Origin of the sequence: Escherichia sp. MOD1-EC6098, assembly GCF_002965865.1 — a bacterium.
In the GTDB taxonomy this organism is placed as follows: Bacteria; Pseudomonadota; Gammaproteobacteria; order Enterobacterales; family Enterobacteriaceae; genus Escherichia; species Escherichia marmotae.
In genome coordinates this window covers 48,276-75,273 of the sequence record NZ_PTSN01000010.1, presented here as the reverse complement: position 1 = coordinate 75,273, position 26,998 = coordinate 48,276, and the positions used below count along the sequence as shown (strand labels likewise).

Sequence of the window (26,998 nt, the reverse complement as noted above, 5' to 3'; positions counted from 1 at the left end):
GATATTTCACAAAGGGAGGTCGTATGGATCTGTTGTACCGGGTAAAAACACTTTGGGCTGCGCTGCGCGGTAATCATTACACCTGGCCTGCCATCGATATCTCTCTTTCCGGTAATCGTCATTTTCATCTCATTGGCAGTATTCATATGGGTAGCCACGATATGGCTCCCCTGCCCGCCCGGCTGCTCAAAAAACTCAAACAAGCCGATGCGCTTATCGTCGAGGCGGATGTTTCCACCAGCGATACCCCATTTGCCAATCTCCCTTCCTGCGAGGCGCTGGAAGAGCGTATCAGCGAAGAACAGATGCAAAACCTGCAACACATTAGCCAGGAGATGGGCATTTCTCCCTCGCTGTTTTCTACTCAACCGCTGTGGCAAATTGCGATGGTTCTTCAGGCGACACAGGCGCAAAAACTGGGGCTGCGGGCAGAATATGGTATCGATTACCAGTTATTGCAGGTAGCGAAGCAACAACATAAGCCCGTGATTGAACTGGAAGGGGCAGAAAATCAGATTGCCATGTTGCTCCAGCTTCCCGACAACGGACTGGCACTGCTGGACGATACTCTGACCCACTGGCATACCAACGCCCGGTTGTTGCAACAAATGATGAGCTGGTGGCTGAATGCACCACCGCAAGATAATGAAATAACGCTGCCCAATACATTCAGTCAGTCGCTGTACGATGTGCTGATGCACCAGCGCAATCTTGCCTGGCGGGATAAATTACGCGCTATGCCGCCGGGGCGCTATGTGGTCGCGGTTGGCGCACTGCACTTATATGGAGAAGGGAATTTGCCGCAGATACTGCGCTAAAAAAATGGCCAATATCGCTATTGGCCCGTCAAAGAGGAATTTCATATTTTTATTATTATGCCGTCACTTTAAGCGACGGTGTAAGTCGATTGTCGCTCAATCTCACCATCCTGCCAATACTCTTAGGCAAGATGACTCTTTTTTTTGGGCCGCCATCAGGCGTATGCTTTCTCCGTTTTTTGTTTGAGGCAGGAAAATTACGATGACACCCGCAGTTAAATTACTCGAAAAAAACAAGATTTCTTTCCAGATTCATACCTACGATCACGATCCGGCTGAAACTAATTTTGGCGATGAAGTGGTCAAAAAATTAGGTTTAAATGCGGATCAGGTCTACAAAACGCTGCTTGTCGCGGTGAACGGCGATATGAAACATCTGGCGGTAGCCGTTACGCCAGTCGCAGGTCAACTGGATCTTAAAAAGGTGGCAAAGGCGCTGGGTGCCAAGAAAGTGGAGATGGCCGATCCGATGGTGGCACAACGCACCACGGGGTATCTGGTTGGGGGAATTAGCCCACTGGGGCAGAAAAAACGTCTGCCGACGATCATCGACGCCCCCGCGCAAGAATTTGCCACCATTTATGTTTCTGGTGGTAAACGCGGGTTAGATATCGAACTGGCAGCAGGCGATCTGGCGAAGATCCTCGATGCGAAATTTGCCGATATTGCTCGCCGCGATTAAGCATTGTGCCGGATGCGCACATCCGGCACTTTCAGATTACTGCCAGCTTACCTCACCTTTCGGCTCATATGCGCTCGCATCCAGCGGCGAGTTTTTCTGGATATAGCCTTTCAGCACTTCAGCATCAATAAAGCCGGTATTCACATAACCCGGTTTGTTATCAAGGCGCGGATAACCATCACCACCGGTGGCATTGAAGTTTAATGTCGCCATGCGGTAAGTTTTCGCCGGATCGATTGCTTCGCCTTTGATTTTCAGGTCGTTCAGTTTGCCGTCTTTCGCCACAAAGCTGACGTTGGCAAATTGCGGATAGGCACCGGAATCCGGCTTCATTTGCGCGACGGCGGTCAGGTAATCAATCACCTCTTTACCCGTCATATCCACATACACCACCACATTGCCGAACGGCTGCACTTTCAGCACGTTTTTGTAGCTGATATTACCAGCCTCAATGGAGTCGCGGACCCCGCCGCCGCTCATCACCGCGAAGTCAGCGCCTGTGCGATCCATTTGTGCCGCCAGAATTAATCGTCCCATATTGGTCTGCACAAAACGGACTTTGCTGCGGTCACCTTCCAGGCGACCATTGGTTTCGCCAATTTTCACTTCCAGTTGCGCTTTGCCTTTGTTCTGGAACGGCGATAACAGCGAGATCATTTGCTGGTTCTCAGCGATTTCCGGGGTGTAAAGCACACGTTCACTTTTCCCGTCTTCCCAGGTCACTTTCTTCTTCAGATTCACCGGAATCAACTGGTAGTTGACCATTTTCATTTCGCCATTGCGGAACTCAAAATCAGCCCGCCCCACGTATTTCCCCCACTCATGCGCCTGCACAATCCAGATGCCGTTTTGTTGATCCGGTTTACAAGGCGTACCAGGAACATAATCGACCTGTTTTTTATTTTCCGCCGCCATACAGACCGGATCTTGCGAGTGACCACCGACGATCATCGCCAGCGATCCGGCAGGCAGGCTGCGCGCCATCTCTACATCGCCCGGAGCATTTGAACCGTGCTCACCATTGTCGTAATGCCCCATATGCGTGGCGGCGATAATAATGTCCGGCTTCTCTGTCTGTTGCAGTTCCTGAATCACCAACTTCGCTTCGTCGGCAGGTTTACGAAACTCAATGTCAGTGAAATATTCCGGGTTACCAATTTTCGCCGTGTCATCGGTCGTCAGACCAATAACCGCGATTTTCAGATCCTGACGCTTAAACAACGCCCAGGGTTTAAACAGGCGCTCGCCGGTACTTTTTTGATAGATATTGGCGGACAGTAACGGGAACTTAGCCCACTTTTCCTGCTGACGTAATACGGCGAGCGGGTTATCAAATTCATGATTACCGATCGCCATCGCGTCATAACCCACCAGATTCATGCCGCGAAAATCAGGTTCAGCATCCTGTAAGTCGGATTCCGGTACACCGGTGTTAATGTCGCCACCAGAAAGTAACAGCACGCTACCACCTTCAGCAGCGACTTCTTTGCGGATACCATCCACCAGCGTTTTTTGCGCCGCCAGACCATATTCGCCATATTCATTACGCCAGAAATGACCGTGGTGATCGTTGGTATGAAGCACCGTAATTTTGTAGGTTTTATCCTGCTCATAAGCCTGGGCGGTTTCACTCGCCAGTGTAAATGCGGCTAATAATGCTAATGCCACACCCCGCTGCAAAAACTTCATATTTCTCTCTCCCTGACCAGATATCAACGTGTTGAAAATTAGTATGACGCGACATAATAGACAAATCTGTGTGTGGTGATGGTAAATCTACATACAAAAATGGAAATTCTGTATTAAGCATTGAGACTTCCTTAAGACAGCGCATGCAGGTATGTTAGTCAGGTAATAATCACAAATAAGATAATTCTTTACATCGCAACCCTGAAAAAGTGACTTTCCTATGGCAATGAGTGAACAAACCCAGCCTGTGGCGGGCGCGGCTGCGTCAACCACTAAGGCACGCACATCGTTTGGTATTTTAGGCGCAATCAGCCTCTCGCATCTGCTGAACGACATGATCCAATCGCTAATTCTGGCGATTTATCCTCTGCTCCAGTCTGAATTTTCTCTGACATTTATGCAGATTGGCATGATTACCCTGACGTTCCAGCTCGCTTCCTCCCTGCTGCAACCGGTGGTCGGCTACTGGACCGATAAATACCCGATGCCGTGGTCGCTGCCGATTGGCATGTGCTTTACCCTGAGCGGCCTGGTGCTTCTGGCGCTGGCGGACAGTTTTGGTGCGGTTCTGCTGGCGGCGGCGCTGGTCGGTACAGGTTCATCGGTCTTTCACCCGGAATCTTCCCGCGTGGCGCGTATGGCGTCTGGGGGGCGTCATGGCCTGGCACAATCTATCTTCCAGGTAGGCGGTAACTTTGGTAGTTCGTTGGGGCCATTGCTGGCGGCGGTGATCATCGCACCTTACGGCAAAGGCAACGTCGCATGGTTTGTACTGGCAGCACTGCTGGCTATCGTAGTACTGGCGCAAATCAGCCGCTGGTACGCCGCGCAACACCAAATGAGTAAAAGCAAACCGAAAGAAGTGATTGTTAACCCGCTGCCACGCGACAAAGTGGTACTGGCAGTCAGCATCTTGTTAATCCTGATTTTCTCGAAATATTTCTATATGGCGAGCATCAGCAGCTATTACACCTTTTATTTGATGCAAAAGTTCGGTTTATCTATCCAGAATGCCCAACTTCATCTGTTTGCCTTCCTGTTTGCCGTCGCGGCGGGAACCGTCATTGGCGGGCCTGTGGGGGACAGAATTGGTAGAAAATATGTAATTTGGGGTTCTATCCTCGGCGTTGCGCCGTTTACCTTGATTTTACCTTACGCCAGCCTGTACTGGACGGGTATTTTAACGGTGATTATTGGATTTATCCTCGCCTCGGCGTTTTCCGCCATTCTGGTCTACGCCCAGGAGCTACTTCCGGGGCGTATCGGCATGGTTTCTGGACTCTTTTTCGGTTTTGCTTTCGGGATGGGAGGCCTTGGCGCAGCGGTTCTGGGGCTTCTCGCTGACCATACCAGCATCGAGTTAGTTTATAAAATCTGTGCTTTCCTGCCGCTTCTGGGAATGTTGACCATATTCTTACCTGATAATCGGCATAAATCCTGAATTCCCGGCAGCCAAAGGTAAACTTTGGCTGCTTCATTTTGCAGTAGCCATAAGCCTTTCCTCTTCATACACCTCATCACTTTTCCGATCCGTGCTTTTTTTGCGGCTAATTCCATTTTTCTGCAAAATTCAACAATTATTCATAAACATCATCAATGAAATTGTCATAAACTATTACCTGTAATTTTGGTTTTCCCGGCCAAAATATGGACAACTACCACCAGGAAAAGGAGACGGAATGCATCACGCCACCCCGCTTATCACCACAATTGTTGGCGGCCTTGTGCTTGCCTTTATCCTCGGCATGCTGGCCAATAAACTGCGTATTTCTCCTCTGGTGGGATATCTGTTAGCGGGTGTGCTGGCTGGCCCCTTTACCCCAGGTTTTGTTGCTGATACTAAACTGGCACCGGAACTGGCGGAGCTGGGCGTTATTCTGCTGATGTTCGGCGTCGGCCTGCATTTTTCGCTAAAGGATTTAATGGCGGTAAAGTCGATCGCCATTCCCGGCGCGATTGCCCAGATAGCCGTGGCGACGTTGCTGGGCATGGCTCTCTCTGCCGTGATCGGCTGGTCGTTGATGACCGGCATCGTGTTCGGCCTGTGCCTTTCCACCGCCAGTACCGTGGTACTGCTACGCGCGCTTGAAGAACGGCAATTGATAGACAGTCAGCGCGGGCAAATCGCCATTGGCTGGCTGATTGTGGAAGATTTGGTGATGGTTCTTACGCTGGTATTGTTGCCGGCGGTAGCGGGGATGATGGAACAAGGCGATGTTGGCTTTGCCACGCTGGCGGTTGATATGGGGATCACCATCGGCAAGGTGGTCGCATTTATCGCCATTATGATGCTGGTGGGCCGCCGTCTGGTGCCGTGGATTATGGCGCGGAGCGCTGCAACCGGTTCGCGTGAATTGTTTACCTTATCGGTGCTGGCGCTGGCATTAGGCATTGCTTTTGGTGCAGTAGAACTGTTTGACGTCTCCTTCGCGCTGGGCGCATTCTTTGCCGGAATGGTGCTTAACGAATCCGAACTTAGTCACCGCGCAGCGCATGATACGCTGCCGTTGCGCGATGCGTTTGCGGTGCTGTTCTTTGTCTCTGTAGGCATGTTGTTTGATCCACTGATCCTGATTCAGCAACCGCTGGCGGTGCTGGCTACGCTGGCGATTATTCTGTTTGGTAAATCAGTGGCAGCGCTTTTCCTGGTTCGTCTGTTTGGTCACTCCCAGCGTACAGCGTTAACCATTGCCGCCAGCCTGGCGCAGATTGGTGAGTTCGCCTTTATCCTGGCAGGTCTGGGGATGGCGCTGAATCTGCTGCCGCAGGCAGGGCAAAACCTGGTGCTGGCAGGCGCGATCCTGTCGATTATGCTCAACCCGGTGCTGTTCGCGCTGCTGGAGAAATATCTGGCGAAGACCGAAACACTGGAAGAGCAGACGCTGGAAGAGGCTATCGAAGAAGAGAAACAGATCCCGGTGGATATTTGCAACCACGCGATACTGGTGGGCTATGGTCGCGTGGGCAGCCTGCTGGGGGAAAAATTGCTCGCGTCTGATATTCCGTTAGTGGTGATTGAAACATCACGAACCCGTGTTGATGAGTTGCGTGAACGCGGGGTTCGCGCAGTATTAGGCAACGCTGCTAACGAAGAGATAATGCACCTGGCGCATCTGAAATGCGCGAAATGGCTGATTCTGACCATTCCCAACGGTTACGAAGCCGGTGAGATTGTGGCCTCTGCTCGCACCCAAAACCCGGATATTGAGATTATCGCCCGTGCCCATTATGACGATGAGGTGGCGTATATCTCCGAACGTGGAGCAAATCAGGTGGTGATGGGTGAACGCGAAATTGCCCGTACTATGCTGGAACTGCTGGAAGCGCCACCGGCTGGTGAGGTGGTGACGGGGTAATATATTGACATCATTGCCGGATGCGATGCTAACGCATCTTATCCGGCCTACGCGTGCCATCTTCCGTAGGTTGGATAAGGCGTTTACGCCGCATCCGACAGTCATCAGTTCGCTGGTTTAACGATCCCAGTAAGACTCTTCCAGACTGTCTTCACGCTCCGGCAGCCCGCGTGTTAAGCGTGGTGAATGCTGGTTCAAAACCTGATAACTGACGCGGTTAGCGTATTTACACACCTGCGCTAACGACGAATAGGTTAACCAGGTGAATTTATGCTTACTGGAATTTGGCACGTTGGTGCGGTGATAACTATTGGCGGTAATGTCATGCAACAACGCTGCCAGCGCCCCATCTCCGGCTCCGTTGGTGTTCATGATTTTTTCCGGCCCGCCCATATATGGTGCAATGTGCGAATAGACACGCAACGGATTCTGGCAATCTTTGTGCCGCATGGCGCGGCTAAACTCATACTGGTTAAATTCGGGTATGGCCCCCGGCAATAGCGGATGCTGGGTTTTGCGTTTCGCTTCGTCTTCAGTAAAGCCCGCCATATATAAACCAATTGGCCCCGCGGTGCACAGCACCAGATCTACCCAGTCCAGTGCCTTATCAGATGCCAGCAGCGGATCGCTCTCTCCGGTCAACGCTTCCGCTTCCTCTTCGTTCATCGCCAGAATAGAAACGTGTTCTTTGAGGAACGCCTGCCACCACTGTGGGTTCTCCGCAATAACAAATTTGGTTCCCAGCGTCAGCACCACCGGCACGTTGTATTTTTTGGCATATTCAATGGCTTTCATGGTCGCTTCCGGCATCGGTTCACCCGGCTTGCAACGCACCAGATAGGACGTTAATACCAGCGCCGACGCTCCGGCAATGACATCTTCCGGAATACTTTCCGCACGTAGCTGGTTCATATGACCCGGGCTGATAGCAAAGGTACGTTCGCCAGACTCACCAATCAGCGTAAAGCAACGACCAATCGGGCCGTCCACCCCTTGCAGATAGTTAAGATCGGTTCGACTGGAGGTGTTACACAAGTAACGGTAGGCGTAGCTGCCAATTTCAATATTGCTGCACATTACGCCCAGCAGCACCGAACGGTCATCCGCCAGCACGGAGTAATTGTGCATGGTGTTACCAATGGTGCCACCCGCGAACTGATGGGTTATCAGGTTGTTCTGTTTCAGTTCCTGATAAAGTACTTCGGCAACATCATCTTCAATCACCAGTGAATGCCCGGCACTTAATCCATAACGCTCAATGAACTCATCATCCACTTTCGCTTCAATATCCACCAGCGTCTGGTCGATACCCACCACCCAGGCGGCGCTGGTTTCGTTTTCTGGTTGGATTTGCTGCAACAGCGGATCGCGTGCGTTTACAGGGAAGTAATGTTTGGATTTACGTTTACCGGGAAATTTCATGGTTGTTTTTACGGGTGGTTAACTGAGCGGCGAATGTTAACACAATCATGCCTGAACGCGCGAGACGCAGGCAGTTTCAATATCAGCAGGTGAGATCGCATTTTCATGGCAGTGGTTCCTTACAATGGCGTTATTTGAAAGGAGTTTTTTAATGAAGACGGAAAACAAATTATCCGTGCTGGAACTTATTTCTCCTGAAATGAAGGCCGTTGTTAATACTCTTCAGCCCGATTTACCGCCCTGGCCCGCAGCGGGAACGATTACTGAGCAACGGCAGCATTACACACTTGAGCGTCGATTCTGGAATGCTGACGCTCCAGAAATGGCAACCAGAGCTTACGCAGTCCCTACGCCTTATGGCCAGGTGGAAACACGGCTCTACTCGCCGGACGCAGACAGCACCGCAACGCTGTTTTATCTGCATGGCGGCGGTTTTATTCTCGGCAATCTCGATACCCACGATCGCATTATGCGGCTGCTGGCGAACTACACTCAGTGTACGGTGGTTGGTATCAATTACACCCTTTCACCAGAAGCGCGTTTTCCGCAAGCAATAGAGGAAATCGTGGCGTCCTGTTGTCACTTCCACCGACAGGCAAGCGATTATCAAATCAATATGTCACGCATAGGTTTTGCCGGTGATTCCGCGGGCGCGATGCTGGCGCTCGCCAGTGCTTTATGGCTACGAGATAAGCAGATTGATTGCGGTAAAGTTGTTGGGGTTTTGCTGTGGTATGGGCTTTACGGATTACGAGATTCCGTAACTCGCCGCCTGTTGGGCGGTGACTGGGATGGTTTAACGCAACAGGATTTGCTGATGTATGAAGAGGCCTATTTAGGTAACAAAGCAGACCGCGAGTCGCCATATTACTGCCTGTTTAATAATGATCTCACTCGCGATATGCCGCCCTGCTTTATCGCGGGCGCAGAGTTTGATCCGCTGCTGGATGACAGTCGCCTGCTTTACCAGACGTTAGCGACACACCAGCAACCTTGTGAGTTCAAACTTTACTCCGGTACGCTACACGCCTTTTTGCATTATTCACGGATGATGAAAACCGCCGACGATGCTCTACGCGACGGCGCTCGATTCTTTAGCAATAGGTTGCAACCAGATTAGCCATCATTTCGATATGTTCCGGTGTAGCATTAAGCGCCGGAATATATTCATATTTTTTACCGCCCGCACCGAGAAAGACTTCACGGTTTTGCTCAGCAATCTCTTCCAGCGTCTCCAGACAATCCGCAGCAAAGCCCGGACACATCACCTGAATATGACCTACACCTTTTTCTCCGAGCATTTTCAGCGTTTCATCGGTATAAGGCATTAGCCAGGGTTCGCGACCAAAGCGTGACTGAAAGGTCATCATCACTTTTTCCGGTGCCATTCCCAGTGCTGAAGCCAGTTCACGGGTCGTTGTCCGGCAACGTTGCGGGTAGTCATCGCCTTCATCCGCATAACGCTGCGGAATGCCGTGATAGGAGAGCAATAGCAGATCCGGCTCGCCATGTTGCGCGAATGATGCACGAACGCTATTCGCTAAAGCATTAATATAAGAGGGGTCGTCGGCATAATCGCGAATAAACGAAATGCCGGGAATACTGCGTTTACGCGCCAGAATGCGCGCCAGTTCATCCCATACCGCGCCGACCGTAGAACAGGAGTATTGCGGGTAGAGCGGCAGCACCACGATATGATCGACATGCTCCGCCAGCAGTTCATCCACCGCGCTTTCCAGTGATGGCGAACCATAGCTCATTCCCAGTGCCACCGGTATTTCCGGTAAGCGTTGTGCCAGCGCCTGCTGTTGCTGACGGCTGTAAACCATTAGCGGCGAGCCACCTTCCATCCAGACAGAAGCGTACAGTTTCGCCACGCGCGGCGAACGCAGCGGTAATATCACGCCGCGCAGCAATGGCCACCACAACAGCCGTGAGGTATCAACTACGCGTTTGTCGCTTAAAAATTGTTTCAGATAACGTTTTACCGCTTCAGGAGTGGGGGCATCGGGTGTCCCCAGGTTTGCCAGCAGGATACCGGTTTTTGTCTGACGCATTACCGCCTCTTATCGATTCAACTTGTTGATAATTGTAGCGGAAAAGTGAGGAATAAGAACTAATTGCTGTGAGAGGTATTGCCTGAGGAGGATAAGCAGACCTGCCCGAAAGTAGATCTGCTGACATGTACCATGCCTGATGCGGCGTGAACGCCTTATCAGGCAGAGTGCAAATCAATGGTGACTTAGATTAGCCGAGGATTTTTTCCAGAGCCGCGCGAACTTCAGCAACCGGTTTGGTGCCGTCAACTTTCGCGTATTTGGTGTTGCCCGCTTCTGCTTCTTTGGAGTAGTAGCCGATCAGCGGTGCAGTCATCTGATGGTATTCAACCAGACGTTTACGCACGGTTTCTTCCTGATCGTCTTTACGGGTGGTCAGCTCTTCACCGGTAACGTCGTCTTTGCCTTCTACTTTCGGCGGATTGAATTTAACGTGATAAACACGGCCAGACGGCGCGTGAACGCGGCGACCTACGATACGATCAACGATCAGTTCGTCCGGTACGTCAAATTCCAGAACGTAATCAACATTGATACCCGCTTCTTTCATCGCATCTGCCTGCGGAATGGTACGCGGGAAGCCGTCCAACAGGAAACCGTTACGGCAGTCTTCCTGAGCAATGCGCTCTTTAACCAGCGCGATCACCAGTTCGTCGGTGACCAGTTTGCCAGCGTCCATAATGTCTTTTGCTTGTTTACCCAGCTCGGAGCCAGATTTGACCGCGGCACGCAGCATATCGCCAGTGGAGATTTGCGGAATACCATATTTCTCCATGATGAACTGAGCCTGAGTCCCTTTCCCCGCGCCCGGAGCGCCAAGCAGAATGATACGCATTGCGAAAATCCCCTTAAAATGTGTCGAATTTTTTGAAAAAGCGATAAACGATACCACCAACAGGCGATTGCCTCAAGAAAGGCACCTTGGGCTGAAACGGTTAAGGGGGGGATAATTTAAGGAAAGGTGATAAAAAATGCCGGATGACGTTAAGGTCATCCGGCATCGTATTCAACGTTCAGGCCGGAGAAACGCAATCGCGTTACATCCGGTATTACATCAGGAAACCAGAAGCTGGTTCATACGACGAATAAACAGGTTCGGATCTTCCAGCGTACCACGTTCTGCCAGCAGCGCCTGATCCAGCAGCAGTTCTACCCATTCGCTGAACTTCGCGTCATCTTCAGTATCTGCCGCACGTTTCACCAGCACGTGATCCGGGTTCAGTTCGAAGATATATTTCACCTCCGGCACTTTCTGACCCGCCGCGGCGAACAGTTTCGCCATCTGGGTGCTCATTTCGTCGGCGTCGGTCGAAACGATCGCTGGCGTATCGGTCAGACGGTGAGTCAGACGCACATCTTTCACACGATCGCCCAGCAGTGCTTTCACACGATCGATAAACGGCGTCAGCGCTTTTTCTGCTTCTTTCGTGCTTTCATCGACTTCGTCAGCCAATTTTTCCAGCGACTCATCAACTTTAGACACAGACTGGAACGGTTTACCGTCGAACTCAGTCAGATAGTTCATCATCCACTCATCGATGCGGTCGGAAAGCAGCAGGACTTCGATGCCTTTCTTACGCAGCAATTCCAGATGCGGGCTGCTTTTCGCTGCCGCATAGCTGTCTGCGGTGATGTAGTAGATTTTCTCCTGCCCTTCTTTCATGCGGGAAACATAGTCTTCCAGAGACACGGTCTGCGCAGAAGAGTCGGTATGGGTAGAAGCAAAACGCAGCAGTTTGGCAATCGCTTCCTGGTTGGCGAAATCTTCTGCCGGACCTTCTTTCAGCACCAGGCCAAACTGCTGCCAGAAGGTCTGGTATTTTTCCGCATCGTCTTTCGCCAGTTTTTCCAGCATTTGCAGAACGCGTTTGGTCAGCGCATTGCGCAGGTTACGCGTTACCGTGCTGTCCTGAAGGATTTCACGGGAAACGTTCAGCGGCAGATCGCTGGAGTCAATCAGACCACGCACGAAGCGCAGATAGTTCGGCATAAACTGTTCTGCGTCGTCCATGATGAACACGCGTTGTACGTACAGTTTCAGGCCATGTTTGTGATCGCGGTTCCACATATCCCACGGTGCCTGCGACGGGATGTACAGCAGGCTGGTGTACTCCTGCTTACCTTCGACTCGGTTGTGGCTCCAGGTCAGCGGATCGTTAAAGTCGTGGGCGATATGTTTGTAGAACTCTTTGTACTCTTCGTCAGTGATTTCCGACTTGTTACGCGTCCACAGCGCCTGCGCTTTGTTGATTTTCTCCCAGGAAATAACGGTTTCGCCGTCTTTCTCTTCGCGTTTTTCGATCTCTACCGGCAGCGCGATATGGTCAGAGTATTTGCTGATAATGGAGCGTACGCGCCAGTCATCAAGGAACTCATCTTCACCTTCACGCAGATGCAGGGTGATTTCAGTACCGCGATCATCTTTGGTGATGTCGGCAACGGTGTATTCACCTTCGCCCGCAGATTCCCAGAACACGCCGTTTTCTGGTTTTTCGCCTGCCGCACGGGTGCGCACGGTCACTTTATCGGCAACGATAAACGCAGAGTAGAAACCAACACCAAACTGGCCGATCAACTGGCTATCTTTTGCCTGGTCGGAACCCAGCGATTCGAGGAATGATTTGGTGCCAGATTTAGCGATAGTACCCAGATGATCGATCACTTCATCACGGGTCATCCCCACGCCGTTATCAGAGATGGTCAGCGTGCGCTTGTCTTTATCGAAAGAGACACGAACGCGCAGTTCGCCATCACCTTCGTACAGATCCGGATTAGAGAGCGCACGGAAACGCAACTTGTCCGCCGCATCGGAGGCGTTAGAGATAAGCTCACGCAGGAAAATTTCTTTATTGGAATAGAGAGAATGGATCATCAGATGCAGAAGCTGCTTCACTTCTGACTGAAAACCACGAGTTTCTTGTCCTTTCATGTAGGTCTACCTCAATAATGCCATTTTTAAGGTTAAAAACGGGATGAGGGAGAGATGGGGACAAGGGGGAATAATTTCAAGCGAGAGCAGGTGATCCTGCTCTCGTTTGCTTAAAAACGAATCTTATGGCGTCCGGCAAGGGAGTGTGACAGCGTGGTGCCATCAACCATTTCCAGTTCGCCGCCAACCGGTACGCCATGCGCAATTCGACTGGCTTCAACGTCATATTGCGCGCAAAGCTCGGCAATATAGTTAGCAGTAGCTTCACCTTCGACCGTCGGGTTAGTTGCGAGGATCACTTCAGTGATTTTTTCCTCTGCCAGACGCTGTTCCAGGCGATCGAGACCGATATCGTCCGGGCCAATGCCATCCAGCGGTGACAAGTGCCCCATCAACACAAAATAGCGGCCTGAAAACTGCCCGGTCTGCTCAATGGCGTAGATGTCCGCCGGACTCTCCACCACGCAGATTTGGCCATTTTCCTGACGACGCGGATTTGAACAGATGTTACACACGTCCTGTTCGGTAAAGGTGCGACAATCGGCGCAGTGACCGATTTCCGACATCGCCCGGGTGAGCGCCTGCGCCAGACGCATCCCGCCGCTACGATCGCGCTGAAGCAGCGTGAACGCCATACGCTGCGCCGACTTCGGGCCGACGCCCGGCAGACAGCGCAGTGCTTCCATAAGCTGTGTTAACAGCGGGCTGGTTTGCATCAGAACGGCATCTTAAAGCCTGGTGGCAACTGCATTCCGGAGGAAACAGAGGCCATTTTTTCTTTCTGAGTTTCTTCGATGCGACGTGCTGCGTCGTTGAATGCCGCAGCTACCAGATCTTCCAACATCTCTTTGTCATCTTCCAGCAAGCTTGGATCGATCTCAACACGACGGCAGTTGTGCGCGCCGTTGATGGTCACTTTCACCAGACCTGCGCCGGATTCACCGGTCACTTCCAGCTTCGCGATTTCTTCCTGCATCTGCTGCATTTTTTCTTGCATCTGCTGGGCCTGCTTCATCAGGTTGCCCAGACCGCCTTTACCAAACATAGGTTTCTCTCTCAATCACGTTAAGGATGACGATCATAAGCTGTGCTTACGATCAAATGGGGCGGATACTTTCTTCATCCAGCTCCGCATCGAAGAATCGACGCAGGGTCTGAATATTATTATCCGCAATAATGGACTCGCGCGCCTGCGCAAGTTTTTCTTCGTATATCGCCTGACGCCACTCCAGCGGCGTGCGCACCGCGGGATTATCATCTTCAACGATAGTCAGTTCAACCGTTGAACCCTTTAATGTGCTCAACGCTTCAGCCAGTTTTTGCTGTGCACCGTTGTTATTCAGATGCCGCTGGGAGGAACGCAAATGCAGACATACCGCGTTGCCGTTCTCCTCTTTCCAGGCATTTAATGCCACCTGTTCGACCAGTTTTGGTAGCGAAAGTTGGCTCACCTGAGCGGCCCACGGATCGCGTTCAATGGCTTCTGCCGCCAGCTTTGCCGCCAGTTCCGGCGTTTTTTCATGCTCCAGCGCCTTTTTCAGCGCCTTCGGTGTGGCGACCACTTCTTTTTGCTGCATCACCGGGGTGGTCGCCTTCCAGCGATACGCTTCTTTTTTGACTGGCGCTTTTTCCAGCGCCGATGGCACCGGACGCGCCTGAACGCGATCGGTGACCGAAGCCAGTCTTTCCAGCGCAGCGTTATTCACCGGCCGCGCGCGGGTAGCGGCTGCCGGTTCACTCTTTTTTGCTTTGGTCGCTCCCTGTGCGCGCTGCAGTTGCTGACGCGCCGCCAGCACCTGGCTGGTGGTTTCTGAGAGCGGTACGGTCGGTGCCTGCTGCGGCGCTGATTGCGGCTGCGGCGGCACTTGCGATGACGTCATTACCGCCGTTGGCGCGACGGGCGCAAAGGACTGGCGCGGCGCTTCCGGTTCGGGTAGCGGCATACGCGGATGGAATGCCAGCGCGCGCAGCAACGTCATCTCAACGCCCATGCGGCGGTCCGGCGCATACGGTAATTCTTTGCGACCAATCAACAGCGTCTGATAGTAAAGCTGAATATCCGTCGGCGGTATGGTGCGCGCCAGTTCACGCATCCGCAGTTCGATGGCCGCCATGTCGTTACCCAGCGCGGCAGGCGAAAGCTGGACCATCGCAATGCGGTGCAGCAGGCCGAGCATTTCCACCAGCAACGCTTCCCACTCGATACCACGGGCTGCGGCATCGTTAATCAGCGTCATTACACGCTCGCCGTTGGCCCCAACCATCGCTTCAACCAACGACAGCGCCTGATCGTCGTCAAGCGTACCCAGCATCGCACTGACCGCCTGGGTTGAAACCTGACCGTCACCGCTGGCAATCGCCTGGTCGGTCAGACTTAAGGCATCTCGCAAGCTGCCTTCAGCGGCGCGCGCCAGCAATTGCAACGCCCGCGGCTCGTAAGCGATATGTTCTTCGTTGAGGATGTGCTCAAGCTGATGGCGAATTTGCTCGACATCCAGCGCCTTGAGATGAAATTGCAGACAGCGTGACAAAATCGTCACCGGCAATTTCTGCGGATCGGTCGTTGCCAGCAGGAACTTGACGTGCTCCGGTGGCTCTTCAAGGGTTTTTAGCAGTGCGTTAAAGCTGTGGCGCGACAGCATATGCACTTCGTCGATCAGATAAACTTTAAAACGACCACGCGCTGGCGCGTACTGGACGTTATCCAGCAGGTCGCGGGTATCTTCGACTTTGGTGCGCGAGGCGGCGTCGATCTCAATCAGATCGACAAAGCGCCCCTGCTCGATTTCACGGCAGTTATCGCATACGCCGCACGGCGTTGCGGTAATGCCGGTTTCGCAGTTTAGCCCCTTCGCCAGCAGTCGGGCGATAGAGGTTTTTCCGACGCCACGGGTGCCGGAAAAAAGATAAGCATGATGAATACGCCCTAACGACAAGCCGTTCGCCAGTGCGGTCAGCACATGTTCCTGGCCGACGACGTCAGCAAAGGTTTGTGGGCGCCATTTTCGGGCTAAGACCTGATAACTCATTGGCAGGCTCTGAAACGCTGGAAGGTGGATTCACGAAGGGGTAATGCTAACACAGCCCCGTCAGAACGGCGAGGCTGAATGTACATCTTGTACTGCCCACGACACGGGCTGGCAAAAATTAGTGGCCCGGGAACGGGACAAGGCTATAACAGGTGATGCCTTGATTTTCGAGACGCTGTTCACCGCCGAGATCGAACAGATTAATGATGAACGCAGCGTCGGTGACTTCGCCACCCAGACGACGGATCAGCTTCACGGTCGCCTCAATGGTGCCGCCAGTTGCCAGCAAATCGTCTACAACCAACACTTTGTCGCCTGGTTTAATGGCATCAACATGGATTTCCAGTTTATCGGTGCCATATTCCAGTTCGTAAGTTTCACTGATGGTTTCGCGCGGCAATTTGCCCGGTTTACGTACCGGTACAAAACCTACGCCCAGGCCCAATGCTACCGGAGCACCAAACAAGAAGCCACGTGCTTCGGTGCCCACAACTTTGGTAATACCCGCATTTTTGTAACGCTCAACCAGCAGGTCGATGCTGAGAGCGTAAGCTTTCGGGTCTTCCAGTAAGCTGGTGACATCACGGAACAGAATGCCGGGTTTTGGGTAGTCCTGAATGCTTTTGATGCTATTTTTGAGATACTCAAGCTGCTGTGCAGTCGCGGTCATAAGTGTATGCCTGCTTGTTACGGTGGTACTCACGGCGCGTTTTAAACGTATCAAAAGTAACTTTTGTTTAACCTTTGACCGCCTGCGCCTGTGCTCGAAAACGCCAGAATGTACTGGCTGTGGGCGATAATTGCAACAGCGATTGTTGTGCTTCGCCGTTTTTATTGCTTTTCATCAATCACCGGGATTCGCCACATAAAAATCAACAAACAACCGAGGATGATCAATAGCAGGATGCGTACCCACATCATATGTACAAACCACAACGAAATCGCAAAGGTTACGAGGCTCAGTAAAATCGCTCTGGGCTTTGCACCGCGTGGCATTGCATGATATTTCTGCCAGAAGCGTAAATAGCTACCAAACCATGAGCGGTACAGCAACCAGGCGTGAAAGCGCGGGGAAGAACGAGCAAAACACCAGGCAGCCAGCAGGATAAACGGCGTCGTCGGTAATACCGGTAATACCACGCCCAGCGTACCCAGCACTACCGCCAGCCAGCCAATGATGATTAAAATGATTCGTTGCATATTAAGTGTTGTCAGCTTACAGAGTGGCTACTTTAGCATAACAATTATCATTTTCATTGAGGTCTTATCGTGAAAACTACCCTGCTGCTGGAAAAACTGGAAGGTCAGCTCGCCATGCTGCGCCAGCGTTGTGCCCCGGTGGCGCAGTTTGGCACGCTAAGCGCCCGTTTCGACCGGCATCTTTTTCAGACTCGCGCGACGACGTTACAGGCGTGTCTGGCTGAGGCTGGGGACAACCTGACCGCGCTTCATCACGCGGTCGAACGGCAACAACTGCCACAAGTGGCCTGGCTGGCGGAACATCTGGCAGCTCAACTGGAAGCAATTGCCCGTGAAGCGGCGTCCTGGTCGCTGCGCGAATGGGACAGCGCGCCGCCGAAAATCGCCCGCTGGCAGCGTAAACGCATTCAGCATCAGGAGTTTGAGCGGCGGCTACGTGAGATGGTTGCCGAGCGTAAAGCACGTCTGGCACAGGCGACCGATTTAGTCGAACAGCAGACGCTGCATCGTGAGGTTGAAGCCTATGAAGCACGCCTGGTTCGGTGCCGCCATGCGCTGGAAAAAATCGAAAACAGGTTAGCGCGTTTAACTCGCTAACAATGGAGAAAATATGTCACTGGAAAATGCCCCTGACGATGTGAAACTGGCCGTCGATTTGATTGTGCTGTTGGAAGAAAATCAGATCCCAGCCCGCACCGTGCTGCGCGCACTGGATATTGTAAAACGCGATTATGAAAAGAAATTAACGCACGATGATGAGGCGAAAAGTGATAAATAAATGGGGCCGCTAAATGTCCCCGCAGATTGCTGGTAAACGCAAAACTGCCTGATGCGCTACGCTTATCAGGCCTACACCGCTCCTGCAATATAATGAATTTTCGCGGTTTTGTAGGCCGGATAAGGCGGTCACTCCGCATCCGGCATGAACAACGCGCACTTTGTCAGTAATCTCGGGGCAACTCAATGCTGCCCCTTTTGTTATTACCCTACCGCAGGCGTCGGATCATCGCCTTTGTAGTCGCGCTTCACTTCAGTCACTTCATCGCCCTTCTCGTTGTGCAGATGCACTTCAAGCTGGTTAAAGGCAATGTTGATGTCGTTTTCGCGGCACAACTGATCAATGGTGCGGTTCAGTTCATCGACAGTGCGGCTGCGATCACGCAGTTCACGAACATACAAACGCAGCTCATGATCCAGCGTGCTGGCACCAAACGCAGTGAAGAAGACTTCCGGCATGGGTTCGTGCATCACCCTTGGATGCTCCGCCGCCGCCTGAAGCAGTACTCTGCGTACTTTTTCCAGATCAGAACCGTAAGCCACACCGAGGCGGATCACCAGACGGGTGGTGGTGTCGGTTAACGACCAGTTGATCAGACGCTCGGTAACAAACGCTTTGTTCGGGATAATCACTTCTTTGCGATCGAAATCTGTAATGGTGGTAGCACGAATACGGATCTTACTGACCGTCCCGGAGAAAGTGCCGATGGTTACTGTATCGCCAATGCGCACCGGACGTTCGAACAGGATGATCAAACCCGAGACGAAGTTACCGAAGATCTCTTGTAAACCAAAACCCAGACCTACAGATAATGCCGCCGCCAGCCACTGGAGTTTATCCCACGATACGCCAAGCGACCCAAACACGGTCATCGCGCCAACGGCTATGATGATGTAGTTAAGGATGGTAGTAATGGCATACGACGCGCCCTGACGCATATTCAGCCGCGACAGCACCAGCACTTCCAGCAAACCTGGCAGGTTGCGGATCAGCGCCCAGGCCACCATTGAGGCGATAATCGCAAACAGCAGGCTGCCCATCGTCACATTTTTCACCACCGCAGCCCCGGCTTCAGTGCCGTTGTAATGCCACAGGGTGATGCTGTCGAGATAGCTGAATACGGTGATTAAATCGGACCAAATCGCCCAGAACATCAAACCAAACAGCGCAAACATCAGCAACATCGTAATACGCAACGTCTGCTGGTTGACTTGCTCCAGCGCGATGGTTGGCTCTTCCGGCGGCTCGGCACCTTCGGCCCCTTCTTTCACCAGATTCTGCCGACGCGCCAGCGCACGACGCCAGGCGATACGCCGTGCCGCCACGCTTAACCCACGCAGCACTGTCTGGTACAGCAAGTTCCAGACGATTACCAGATACACCGTTTCAATCCAACGCCCGGAGAGGCGCAGCGTAGTGTAGAAATAGCCTGTTGCAGTCAGCACCATCAGCGCAATCGGGATGATCGACAGCACGGTAATGGTGACCAGACGCATGGTGTGGGATTCTTTATCACGCCAGCTTTCACGGCACATTGGCCATACCAGGAAGGCGATCAGCAGCAGGTTAAAGAAAATCATCGCCTGCCCCAGCACATCATCCATCAAATGCAGCGGGGAGAGTTCTGCTACCACAGACCAGAAATGGATTGGCAACAACGCGAGGCTGATGCGAACAATCTGCCGACGCCAGTGGCTGGTCTGTTGCTCTGGCATACCAAAGTGACGAACCGCAACGCCGTTTTTCTCCAGCACTTTCCAGCACAGGCCAAACACCAGCCAGAAAATCGCCAGTTTTTTGCTGAACGCCCACAGTAATTCACTGATGTTGAGCTGCATGGTCAGCAGAATCAGGCCAACGGCGAGAATAATCAGACACACCGGCAGCGCGCGAATCAGGTCGATAAGAATCGCTTTTGGTGTGTTGAGCTGGCTATCGTTACGCAGGGAACCTACGGCGGAAGCCAGTTTTTGCTGATACGCTTTCAGCCAACCCAGACGCCAGTGGATCAGCCCGGCAATTAACAGCAGCGGTAAACCGGCAAGGAAAGCGATAAATACGGCGGGCCAGGCTTTTTCCCAGTTCACCGTAATTTTCATCGACTTGAATTCATCCTGCAGCGTTTGCGGGAACGCCTTAATCCAGTCCCAGTCCATCGGACGGTTACTGTTCACCCAGAAAATTTGTTGGGTCAGGATAGATTTCAGGTTTTTCGACACGCTCATTAACTGCTGCTGGTTGATTTGCAGGTTAATGGCCATCATCAGTTGGTTACCCAACTGTTTGTTTAGCTGATCCAGCAGTTCACGACGCATATCTACCACTTGCAACAGTGCGTCACGGACTTCATCGTTGACTTCGTTAGCATGGCCCTCTTCCAGTTTGGCCACATAAGCATCGCTCTGGAACAGTGCATCACGTTGCTGGTTGACTTCGAACTGTTCGAGACGCAAATCCGCGATGCGGTTGGTCATGTTTTCCAGTTCATCCGCCGACGGCAGCGTTTGTTGTTGTTGGTAAAGAATACGGGACAACAGCAGGCTGCCCTTCAGGACAGAAATCTGCTCTTTAATATTGCGTTCCGATTGCAGCGCCCGCTCCAGCCAGTTTTTAACTTTGATGTTTTGCTGCATCAACTGATTGCCGTTTTCTGTGGCGCTAATCAGACGCTGACTTAATTGCTGGTTAATTTCCAGTTCCTGCTTCACCAGCGGGTTAGCCTGAATACGCGCAGCTTCGTCCGGCGTTGCCGCTTCCTGCGCTGTTTTTTCAGTTAATGTCAGGCGCTTGCTGTTCACCGCCTCCTGCAACAGTTGCAGTTGATGTTCCAGACGCGTGCTGTTCGCCGTCACGTAATCGCGTTGCTTTTGTAGGGTATCCTGTAAGACGGTGTTCCCTTCCAGGCTTTTACGTTGCTGGTCAATCTCGGCATTCAGCAAAACCTGCTGCGCCTGCATCAACACTTTCTGGCTGGGACGTAAAGCCGCCTCACCAACCTCAGTGCCATCCAGACGGCTGCGAATTTGTTGCAACTGCTGCGAGGCGGTATACATCGCATTTTGCACGCGCTCGGGCTGCGTCTGTAATGAAACCAACTGGCTGTTATAAGAAGCCAGATCGTTTTGTGCGTTTTGCAACTCGTCCAGCGCCTGCGAAACGCGAGACTCCAACTGACGTAACGACAGCGTACTCAACGTTTTACGGGTTTCTTCGTCGTTATCCACATCGCCAAGCGCAGTTAACGCAGCAGTTGCCTGGCGCATTTTCTCTGGTGCTTCGGCAACTTTTTGCCGTAATTGCACCGTTTCTTCTTTTACACGCTCGATTTTCTCAAGAGTGGCTAATGTGTCAGTAACATCTTGCTGTACCAGCTTATCCTGGGCAGAAAGATCTTTTTGTTTATTAAGCGAGTCAAGTTGTGCCTGTAGATCCGCTTTCGTCGGTAGATCACCATTCGATGACGCCCGCGCAAAGGCCGTGTTCTGGCATAACAAGACCAAAACAAAAGCAATAAATGCTGAAAAAACAAAATGTCGTGATCGTTTGTAATACTGGAACATAGTCATGATGAGTGAAGGTTTCTGAACCTGAAGAACGACCTGAAATAGTCAAGCGGCTAGAATAGCACGGCGTGGAGAACCAGAATAGCAACAGCGAAAATGTCCAGGATAAATCCTGGAGTCTGATTCAGGATTTTTCGTTGGCGGCAGGTGCACGAAGCGTGGGACAAAGGAGATACATTTCCAGCAATATAGCAACGTAATCGCGGGCTTCTTTTTTGAGATCAAAAGATTGCGGGGCAAACAGCCAATTTTCCATTAAACCGGAAATATAGCCGCGCATAATAATTGCTGCGCGACGCGTCATTAAATCCGCGGGCAGCATTTTCGCTTCAATACAATGTCTTAACGTTTGTTCTATACGGTCATAACTTTCAAGACAGAGATTACGTTGTGCCTGCTGAACGACTGCCATTTCTCCGACAAATTCGCATTTATGGAATATAATCTCCATCAATAAGCGCCGCCGCTCTTCTGTCACCGTCGATTCAAGAACATGAATTAGTATTTCTCTTAACACAGAGAGTGGATCGCCAGGGAATTTTGCCTGATACTCAAGCTCTAGTTCACCAATATTGGATTCTGACAGCTCCCAGATCTCACTGAATAAATCCGACTTATCTTTAAAATGCCAGTAGATTGCACCACGCGTAACGCCTGCTGCTTTTGCAATCTCTCCCAGTGAGGTGGATGATACCCCCTGCTGTGAGAAAAGACGTAGAGCCACATCGAGGATGTGTTGGCGTGTTTCTTGCGCTTCTTGTTTGGTTTTTCGTGCCATATGTTAGTGAATTTACAGGCGTTAGATTTACATACATTTATGAATGTATGTACCATAGCACGACGATAATATAAACGCAGCAATGGGTTTATCGACTTTTGACCATTGACCAATTTGAAATCGGACACTCGAGGTTTACATATGAACAAAAACAGAGGGTTTACGCCTCTGGCGATCGTTCTGATGCTCTCAGGCAGCTTAGCGCTTACAGGATGTGACGACAAACAGGCCCAACAAGGTGGCCAGCAGATGCCCGCCGTTGGGGTAGTAACAGTCAAAACTGAACCTCTGCAGATCACAACCGAGCTTCCGGGCCGCACCAGTGCTTTCCGGATCGCAGAAGTTCGTCCTCAAGTTAGCGGGATCATCCTGAAGCGTAATTTCAAAGAAGGTAGCGACATCGAAGCGGGGGTATCTCTCTATCAGATTGATCCTGCTACCTACCAGGCAGCTTACGATAGTGCAAAAGGCGATCTGGCTAAAGCGCAAGCAGCAGCCAATATCGCGCAGTTGACTGTTAATCGTTACCAGAAGCTGCTGGGTACTCAGTACATCAGTAAGCAGGAGTACGATCAGGCACTGGCAGATGCACAACAGGCAAATGCTGCTGTCACTGCGGCGAAAGCGGCGGTTGAAACCGCACGAATCAATCTGGCTTATACCAAAGTCACCTCTCCGATTACCGGCCGTATTGGTAAATCGAACGTGACGGAAGGCGCATTGGTGCAAAACGGTCAGGCGACTGCGCTGGCAACCGTGCAACAACTTGATCCGATCTACGTTGATGTGACTCAGTCCAGTAACGACTTCCTGCGTCTGAAACAGGAACTCGCTAACGGCACACTGAAGCAAGAGAACGGCAAAGCTAAAGTGTCGCTGATCACCAGTGACGGTATTAAGTTCCCGCAGGATGGTACGCTGGAGTTCTCTGACGTTACCGTCGATCAGACCACCGGATCTATCACGTTACGCGCCATTTTCCCGAACCCGGATCACACCCTGCTGCCGGGTATGTTCGTGCGTGCACGTCTGGAAGAAGGGCTTAATCCAAACGCCATTTTAGTTCCACAACAGGGGGTAACTCGTACACCACGCGGCGAAGCTACCGTACTGGTGGTTGGCGCGGATGACAAAGTGGAAACTCGTCCGATCGTCGCCAGCCAGGCCATTGGCGATAAGTGGCTGGTGACTGAGGGTCTGAAAGCAGGCGAACGCGTAGTAGTAAGTGGGCTGCAGAAAGTGCGTCCTGGTGTCCAGGTGAAAGCACAAGAGATAACCGCTGATAACAACCAGCAAGACGCAAGCGGTGCTCAGCCTGAACAGTCCAAGTCTTAACTTAAACAGGAGCCGTTAAGACATGCCTAATTTCTTTATTGATCGCCCGATTTTTGCGTGGGTGATCGCCATCATCATCATGTTGGCAGGGGGGCTGGCGATCCTCAAACTGCCGGTGGCGCAATATCCTACGATTGCACCGCCGGCAGTAACGATCTCCGCTTCCTATCCTGGCGCTGATGCAAAAACAGTGCAGGATACTGTTACACAGGTTATCGAACAGAATATGAACGGTATCGATAACCTGATGTACATGTCATCCAATAGTGACTCCACGGGTACTGTGCAGATCACTCTGACCTTTGAGTCTGGTACTGATGCGGATATCGCGCAGGTTCAGGTGCAGAACAAACTGCAACTGGCAATGCCGTTACTGCCGCAGGAAGTACAGCAGCAAGGGGTGAGTGTTGAGAAATCTTCCAGTAGCTTCCTGATGGTTGTCGGCGTTATCAACACCGACGGCACCATGACGCAGGAGGATATCTCTGACTACGTAGCGGCAAATATGAAAGATGCCATCAGCCGTACATCGGGCGTCGGTGACGTTCAGTTGTTCGGTTCCCAGTACGCGATGCGTATCTGGATGAACCCGAATGAACTGAACAAATACCAGTTAACGCCGGTTGATGTTATTACCGCAATCAAAGCACAGAACGCCCAGGTAGCTGCCGGTCAGCTCGGTGGTACGCCGCCGGTTAAAGGCCAGCAGCTTAACGCCTCTATTATTGCTCAGACGCGTCTGACCTCCACTGAAGAGTTCGGCAAAATTCTGCTGAAAGTGAATCAGGATGGTTCCCGCGTACTGCTGCGTGATGTGGCGAAAATTGAGCTGGGTGGTGAAAACTACGACATCATCGCGGAATTTAACGGACAACCGGCTTCTGGTCTGGGTATCAAGCTGGCGACCGGTGCAAACGCGCTGGATACCGCCTCAGCAATCCGGGCTGAACTGGCGAAGATGGAGCCGTTTTTCCCGTCGGGTCTGAAAATCGTTTATCCATACGACACTACACCGTTCGTGAAAATCTCCATTCACGAAGTAGTGAAAACCCTGGTCGAAGCAATCATCCTCGTGTTCCTGGTAATGTATCTGTTCTTGCAGAACTTCCGCGCGACGTTGATTCCGACCATTGCTGTACCGGTGGTATTGCTGGGAACATTTGCCGTCCTTGCTGCCTTTGGTTTCTCGATAAACACGCTAACAATGTTCGGGATGGTGCTCGCTATCGGCCTGTTGGTGGATGACGCCATCGTTGTGGTAGAAAACGTTGAACGTGTGATGGCAGAAGAAGGTCTGCCGCCGAAAGAAGCCACTCGTAAGTCAATGGGGCAGATTCAGGGCGCACTGGTTGGTATCGCGATGGTGCTGTCGGCTGTATTTATACCGATGGCCTTCTTTGGCGGCTCAACTGGTGCAATCTATCGTCAGTTCTCCATTACCATTGTTTCCGCAATGGCATTGTCAGTACTGGTGGCGTTGATCCTGACTCCGGCGCTTTGTGCGACCATGCTAAAACCTATCGCTAAAGGCGATCATGGGGAAGGTAAAAAAGGCTTCTTCGGCTGGTTTAACCGCATGTTCGAAAAGAGCACGCACCACTATACCGACAGCGTAGGCGGTATTCTGCGCAGTACGGGGCGTTACCTGGTGCTGTATCTGATCATTGTTGTCGGCATGGCCTATCTGTTCGTGCGTCTGCCAAGCTCCTTCTTGCCAGATGAAGACCAGGGCGTGTTTATGACCATGGTCCAACTACCTGCAGGTGCAACACAAGAACGCACGCAAAAAGTGCTCAACGAGGTGACGAATTACTACCTGACCAAAGAAAAGAACAACGTTGAATCGGTGTTCGCCGTTAACGGCTTCGGCTTTGCGGGACGTGGTCAGAACACGGGTATTGCGTTCGTTTCGTTGAAGGACTGGGCTGACCGTCCGGGTGATGAGAACAAAGTTGAAGCGATTACCACGCGTGCAACGCGTGCCTTCTCGCAAATTAAAGATGCGATGGTGTTCGCCTTTAACCTGCCAGCGATTGTGGAACTGGGTACGGCAACCGGCTTTGACTTTGAGCTGATTGACCAGGCGGGCCTCGGCCACGAAAAACTGACCCAGGCACGTAACCAGTTGCTGGGCGAAGCAGCGAAGCACCCTGATCTGCTGACCAGCGTGCGTCCGAACGGCCTGGAAGATACGCCGCAGTTTAAGATTGATATCGACCAGGAAAAAGCTCAGGCTCTGGGTGTTTCTATTAACGACATTAACACCACCCTGGGGGCTGCATGGGGCGGCAGCTACGTGAACGACTTTATCGACCGCGGTCGTGTGAAGAAAGTTTACGTAATGTCAGAAGCGAAATACCGCATGCTGCCGGAAGATATCGGTAACTGGTATGTTCGTGCTGCTGATGGTCAGATGGTGCCATTCTCGGCGTTCTCCTCTTCACATTGGGAATACGGTTCGCCGCGTCTGGAACGTTACAACGGTCTGCCATCCATGGAGATCTTAGGTCAGGCGGCACCGGGTAAGAGTACCGGTGAAGCGATGGCGCTGATGGAACAACTGGCGAGTAAGCTGCCTACGGGGGTTGGCTACGACTGGACGGGGATGTCCTATCAGGAACGCCTCTCCGGTAACCAGGCACCTTCGCTGTACGCGATTTCGTTGATTGTCGTGTTCCTGTGTCTGGCGGCACTGTATGAGAGCTGGTCAATTCCGTTCTCCGTTATGCTGGTTGTTCCGCTGGGGGTTATCGGTGCATTGCTGGCAGCCACCTTCCGTGGCTTAACTAACGACGTTTACTTCCAGGTGGGCCTGCTCACAACTATTGGGTTGTCAGCGAAGAACGCGATACTTATCGTCGAATTCGCCAAAGACTTGATGGATAAAGAAGGTAAAGGTCTGATTGAAGCTACTCTGGATGCGGTGCGAATGCGTTTACGTCCGATCCTGATGACTTCACTGGCGTTTATCCTCGGTGTTATGCCGCTGGTTATCAGTACTGGTGCTGGTTCCGGCGCACAGAACGCAGTTGGTACTGGTGTAATGGGCGGCATGGTGACCGCAACGGTACTGGCGATCTTCTTCGTTCCGGTGTTCTTTGTGGTGGTTCGCCGCCGCTTTAGCCGTAAGAATGAAGATATCGAACACAACCATACTGTCGATCATCATTGATAAAACTCGTAATCACTAAGGCCGCGCAAGCGGCCTTTTTAATACGTATAATCTTAAAGTCACAATGTTTACAGTTAAGGTTTCAAACGGAGGGTAGTTTTAACGCGGCATAAAATTCATAAAAAATGCCTATTGTTAGTTAATTTATATTAAGTCGCGCTAATAGGTATAATAACCCATAGACATCTAG

21 protein-coding genes and 1 other annotated feature are annotated in these 26,998 nt (G+C 51.8%); of the genes, 9 read left to right on the top strand and 12 right to left on the bottom strand.

Annotation, left to right across the window (positions count from 1 at the left end; translation table 11 throughout):
- The first annotated feature begins 23 nt into the window (after positions 1 to 23).
- The gene (locus C0K55_RS12495) at positions 24 to 818 is read left to right on the top strand and encodes a TraB/GumN family protein (protein ID WP_105266410.1); all 795 of its coding nucleotides are present in this window, start codon (positions 24 to 26) and stop codon (positions 816 to 818) included.
- A gap of 202 nt (positions 819 to 1,020) precedes the next feature.
- Complete coding sequence (ybaK, locus tag C0K55_RS12485; RefSeq protein ID WP_000186624.1) at positions 1,021 to 1,500, top strand: Cys-tRNA(Pro)/Cys-tRNA(Cys) deacylase YbaK; 480 nt, start codon at positions 1,021 to 1,023, stop codon at positions 1,498 to 1,500.
- A 36-nt stretch (positions 1,501 to 1,536) separates the two neighbouring features.
- On the opposite strand, the gene ushA is transcribed toward ybaK, so the two are convergent.
- On the bottom strand, positions 1,537 to 3,189 hold the full coding sequence (gene ushA / locus C0K55_RS12480) for a bifunctional UDP-sugar hydrolase/5'-nucleotidase (RefSeq protein ID WP_000670590.1): 1,653 nt from the start codon (positions 3,187 to 3,189) through the stop codon (positions 1,537 to 1,539).
- Positions 3,190 to 3,409: 220 nt separating this feature from the next.
- Between ushA and fsr the strand changes: the two genes are divergently transcribed.
- Together fsr and ybaL are read left to right on the top strand one after the other, a co-directional pair.
- Positions 3,410 to 4,630, top strand: coding sequence for a fosmidomycin MFS transporter (fsr, locus tag C0K55_RS12470; RefSeq protein ID WP_001251628.1), 1,221 nt, complete (start codon positions 3,410 to 3,412; stop codon positions 4,628 to 4,630).
- A gap of 238 nt (positions 4,631 to 4,868) precedes the next feature.
- On the top strand, positions 4,869 to 6,545 hold the full coding sequence (gene ybaL / locus C0K55_RS12465) for a YbaL family putative K(+) efflux transporter (protein WP_000546244.1): 1,677 nt from the start codon (positions 4,869 to 4,871) through the stop codon (positions 6,543 to 6,545).
- A 117-nt stretch (positions 6,546 to 6,662) separates the two neighbouring features.
- Here ybaL and gsk read toward each other — a convergent pair whose 3' ends face one another.
- Complete coding sequence (gsk, locus tag C0K55_RS12460; RefSeq protein WP_000671588.1) at positions 6,663 to 7,967, bottom strand: inosine/guanosine kinase; 1,305 nt, start codon at positions 7,965 to 7,967, stop codon at positions 6,663 to 6,665.
- A 151-nt stretch (positions 7,968 to 8,118) separates the two neighbouring features.
- Between gsk and aes the strand changes: the two genes are divergently transcribed.
- Complete coding sequence (gene aes, locus C0K55_RS12455) at positions 8,119 to 9,087, top strand: acetyl esterase (RefSeq protein WP_105266412.1); 969 nt, start codon at positions 8,119 to 8,121, stop codon at positions 9,085 to 9,087.
- On the opposite strand, the gene hemH is transcribed toward aes, so the two are convergent.
- The 8 genes from hemH to C0K55_RS12405 form a co-directional block, all read right to left on the bottom strand.
- The gene (gene hemH, locus C0K55_RS12450; RefSeq protein ID WP_016248423.1) at positions 9,062 to 10,024 is read right to left on the bottom strand and encodes a ferrochelatase; all 963 of its coding nucleotides are present in this window, start codon (positions 10,022 to 10,024) and stop codon (positions 9,062 to 9,064) included. The genes aes and hemH overlap by 26 nt on opposite strands.
- A 190-nt stretch (positions 10,025 to 10,214) precedes the next feature.
- Entirely contained in the window at positions 10,215 to 10,859 is a 645-nt protein-coding gene (gene adk, locus C0K55_RS12445) for an adenylate kinase (RefSeq protein WP_001313630.1), read from the bottom strand.
- 219 nt (positions 10,860 to 11,078) lie between these two features.
- Complete coding sequence (htpG, locus tag C0K55_RS12435) at positions 11,079 to 12,953, bottom strand: molecular chaperone HtpG (protein WP_105266413.1); 1,875 nt, start codon at positions 12,951 to 12,953, stop codon at positions 11,079 to 11,081.
- Positions 12,954 to 13,063: 110 nt separating this feature from the next.
- Positions 13,064 to 13,669 carry a recombination mediator RecR gene (gene recR, locus C0K55_RS12430; protein WP_001195021.1) on the bottom strand — a complete coding sequence of 202 codons (606 nt, stop codon included), beginning with the start codon at positions 13,667 to 13,669 and terminating at the stop codon, positions 13,064 to 13,066.
- Positions 13,669 to 13,998 carry a YbaB/EbfC family nucleoid-associated protein gene (locus C0K55_RS12425; protein ID WP_001515903.1) on the bottom strand — a complete coding sequence of 110 codons (330 nt, stop codon included), beginning with the start codon at positions 13,996 to 13,998 and terminating at the stop codon, positions 13,669 to 13,671. The genes recR and C0K55_RS12425 overlap by 1 nt, the downstream gene beginning before the upstream one ends.
- Before the next feature lie 52 nt (positions 13,999 to 14,050).
- On the bottom strand, positions 14,051 to 15,982 hold the full coding sequence (gene dnaX / locus C0K55_RS12420) for a DNA polymerase III subunit gamma/tau (RefSeq protein ID WP_105266414.1): 1,932 nt from the start codon (positions 15,980 to 15,982) through the stop codon (positions 14,051 to 14,053).
- Positions 14,654 to 14,718, bottom strand: a sequence feature (DnaX frameshifting element). Its footprint overlaps the gene before it by 65 nt.
- Positions 15,983 to 16,100: 118 nt before the next feature.
- The gene (apt, locus tag C0K55_RS12415; protein ID WP_001515901.1) at positions 16,101 to 16,652 is read right to left on the bottom strand and encodes an adenine phosphoribosyltransferase; all 552 of its coding nucleotides are present in this window, start codon (positions 16,650 to 16,652) and stop codon (positions 16,101 to 16,103) included.
- A 161-nt stretch (positions 16,653 to 16,813) separates the two neighbouring features.
- Positions 16,814 to 17,182 carry a DUF454 family protein gene (locus tag C0K55_RS12405; protein WP_105266415.1) on the bottom strand — a complete coding sequence of 123 codons (369 nt, stop codon included), beginning with the start codon at positions 17,180 to 17,182 and terminating at the stop codon, positions 16,814 to 16,816.
- Positions 17,183 to 17,251: 69 nt separating this feature from the next.
- On the opposite strand from C0K55_RS12405, the gene priC reads away from it, so the two are divergent.
- Both priC and rsmS read left to right on the top strand, forming a co-directional pair.
- Positions 17,252 to 17,779 (top strand): primosomal replication protein N'', encoded by a 528-nt coding sequence (gene priC, locus C0K55_RS12400; RefSeq protein WP_000858960.1) that lies wholly within the window; start codon positions 17,252 to 17,254, stop codon positions 17,777 to 17,779.
- A 13-nt stretch (positions 17,780 to 17,792) separates the two neighbouring features.
- On the top strand, positions 17,793 to 17,960 hold the full coding sequence (gene rsmS / locus C0K55_RS12395) for a pleiotropic regulatory protein RsmS (protein ID WP_000051145.1): 168 nt from the start codon (positions 17,793 to 17,795) through the stop codon (positions 17,958 to 17,960).
- A gap of 203 nt (positions 17,961 to 18,163) precedes the next feature.
- On the opposite strand, the gene mscK is transcribed toward rsmS, so the two are convergent.
- Together mscK and acrR are read right to left on the bottom strand one after the other, a co-directional pair.
- Positions 18,164 to 21,526 (bottom strand): mechanosensitive channel MscK, encoded by a 3,363-nt coding sequence (gene mscK, locus C0K55_RS12390; protein ID WP_000177768.1) that lies wholly within the window; start codon positions 21,524 to 21,526, stop codon positions 18,164 to 18,166.
- Positions 21,527 to 21,647: 121 nt separating this feature from the next.
- A complete protein-coding gene (gene acrR, locus C0K55_RS12380; RefSeq protein WP_000101742.1) occupies positions 21,648 to 22,301 on the bottom strand; it encodes a multidrug efflux transporter transcriptional repressor AcrR in 654 nt (217 codons plus the stop codon).
- 141 nt (positions 22,302 to 22,442) lie between these two features.
- On the opposite strand from acrR, the gene acrA reads away from it, so the two are divergent.
- Positions 22,443 to 23,636: a multidrug efflux RND transporter periplasmic adaptor subunit AcrA gene (acrA, locus tag C0K55_RS12375; RefSeq protein WP_001515899.1), complete on the top strand. Its 1,194-nt coding sequence runs from the start codon at positions 22,443 to 22,445 to the stop codon at positions 23,634 to 23,636.
- Between the two features lie 22 nt (positions 23,637 to 23,658).
- Complete coding sequence (acrB, locus tag C0K55_RS12370) at positions 23,659 to 26,808, top strand: efflux RND transporter permease AcrB (RefSeq protein WP_001132495.1); 3,150 nt, start codon at positions 23,659 to 23,661, stop codon at positions 26,806 to 26,808.
- Positions 26,809 to 26,998 lie beyond the last annotated feature (190 nt).

Bases quoted from the DNA above. Each gene is read 5' to 3' on its own strand.
- gsk (WP_000671588.1), bottom strand. From the start codon at position 7,967: ATGAAATTTCCCGGTAAACGTAAATCCAAACATTACTTCCCTGTAAAC.
- recR (WP_001195021.1), bottom strand. From the start codon at position 13,669: ATGCAAACCAGCCCGCTGTTAACACAGCTTATGGAAGCACTGCGCTGT.
- htpG (WP_105266413.1), bottom strand. From the start codon at position 12,953: ATGAAAGGACAAGAAACTCGTGGTTTTCAGTCAGAAGTGAAGCAGCTT.
- ybaL (WP_000546244.1), top strand. From the start codon at position 4,869: ATGCATCACGCCACCCCGCTTATCACCACAATTGTTGGCGGCCTTGTG.
- C0K55_RS12405 (WP_105266415.1), bottom strand. From the start codon at position 17,182: ATGCAACGAATCATTTTAATCATCATTGGCTGGCTGGCGGTAGTGCTG.
- mscK (WP_000177768.1), bottom strand. From the start codon at position 21,526: ATGACTATGTTCCAGTATTACAAACGATCACGACATTTTGTTTTTTCA.
- ushA (WP_000670590.1), bottom strand. From the start codon at position 3,189: ATGAAGTTTTTGCAGCGGGGTGTGGCATTAGCATTATTAGCCGCATTT.
- acrA (WP_001515899.1), top strand. From the start codon at position 22,443: ATGAACAAAAACAGAGGGTTTACGCCTCTGGCGATCGTTCTGATGCTC.
- aes (WP_105266412.1), top strand. From the start codon at position 8,119: ATGAAGACGGAAAACAAATTATCCGTGCTGGAACTTATTTCTCCTGAA.
- acrB (WP_001132495.1), top strand. From the start codon at position 23,659: ATGCCTAATTTCTTTATTGATCGCCCGATTTTTGCGTGGGTGATCGCC.
- ybaK (WP_000186624.1), top strand. From the start codon at position 1,021: ATGACACCCGCAGTTAAATTACTCGAAAAAAACAAGATTTCTTTCCAG.
- hemH (WP_016248423.1), bottom strand. From the start codon at position 10,024: ATGCGTCAGACAAAAACCGGTATCCTGCTGGCAAACCTGGGGACACCC.
- rsmS (WP_000051145.1), top strand. From the start codon at position 17,793: ATGTCACTGGAAAATGCCCCTGACGATGTGAAACTGGCCGTCGATTTG.
- dnaX (WP_105266414.1), bottom strand. From the start codon at position 15,982: ATGAGTTATCAGGTCTTAGCCCGAAAATGGCGCCCACAAACCTTTGCT.
- apt (WP_001515901.1), bottom strand. From the start codon at position 16,652: ATGACCGCGACTGCACAGCAGCTTGAGTATCTCAAAAATAGCATCAAA.
- fsr (WP_001251628.1), top strand. From the start codon at position 3,410: ATGGCAATGAGTGAACAAACCCAGCCTGTGGCGGGCGCGGCTGCGTCA.
- acrR (WP_000101742.1), bottom strand. From the start codon at position 22,301: ATGGCACGAAAAACCAAACAAGAAGCGCAAGAAACACGCCAACACATC.
- C0K55_RS12495 (WP_105266410.1), top strand. From the start codon at position 24: ATGGATCTGTTGTACCGGGTAAAAACACTTTGGGCTGCGCTGCGCGGT.
- adk (WP_001313630.1), bottom strand. From the start codon at position 10,859: ATGCGTATCATTCTGCTTGGCGCTCCGGGCGCGGGGAAAGGGACTCAG.
- C0K55_RS12425 (WP_001515903.1), bottom strand. From the start codon at position 13,998: ATGTTTGGTAAAGGCGGTCTGGGCAACCTGATGAAGCAGGCCCAGCAG.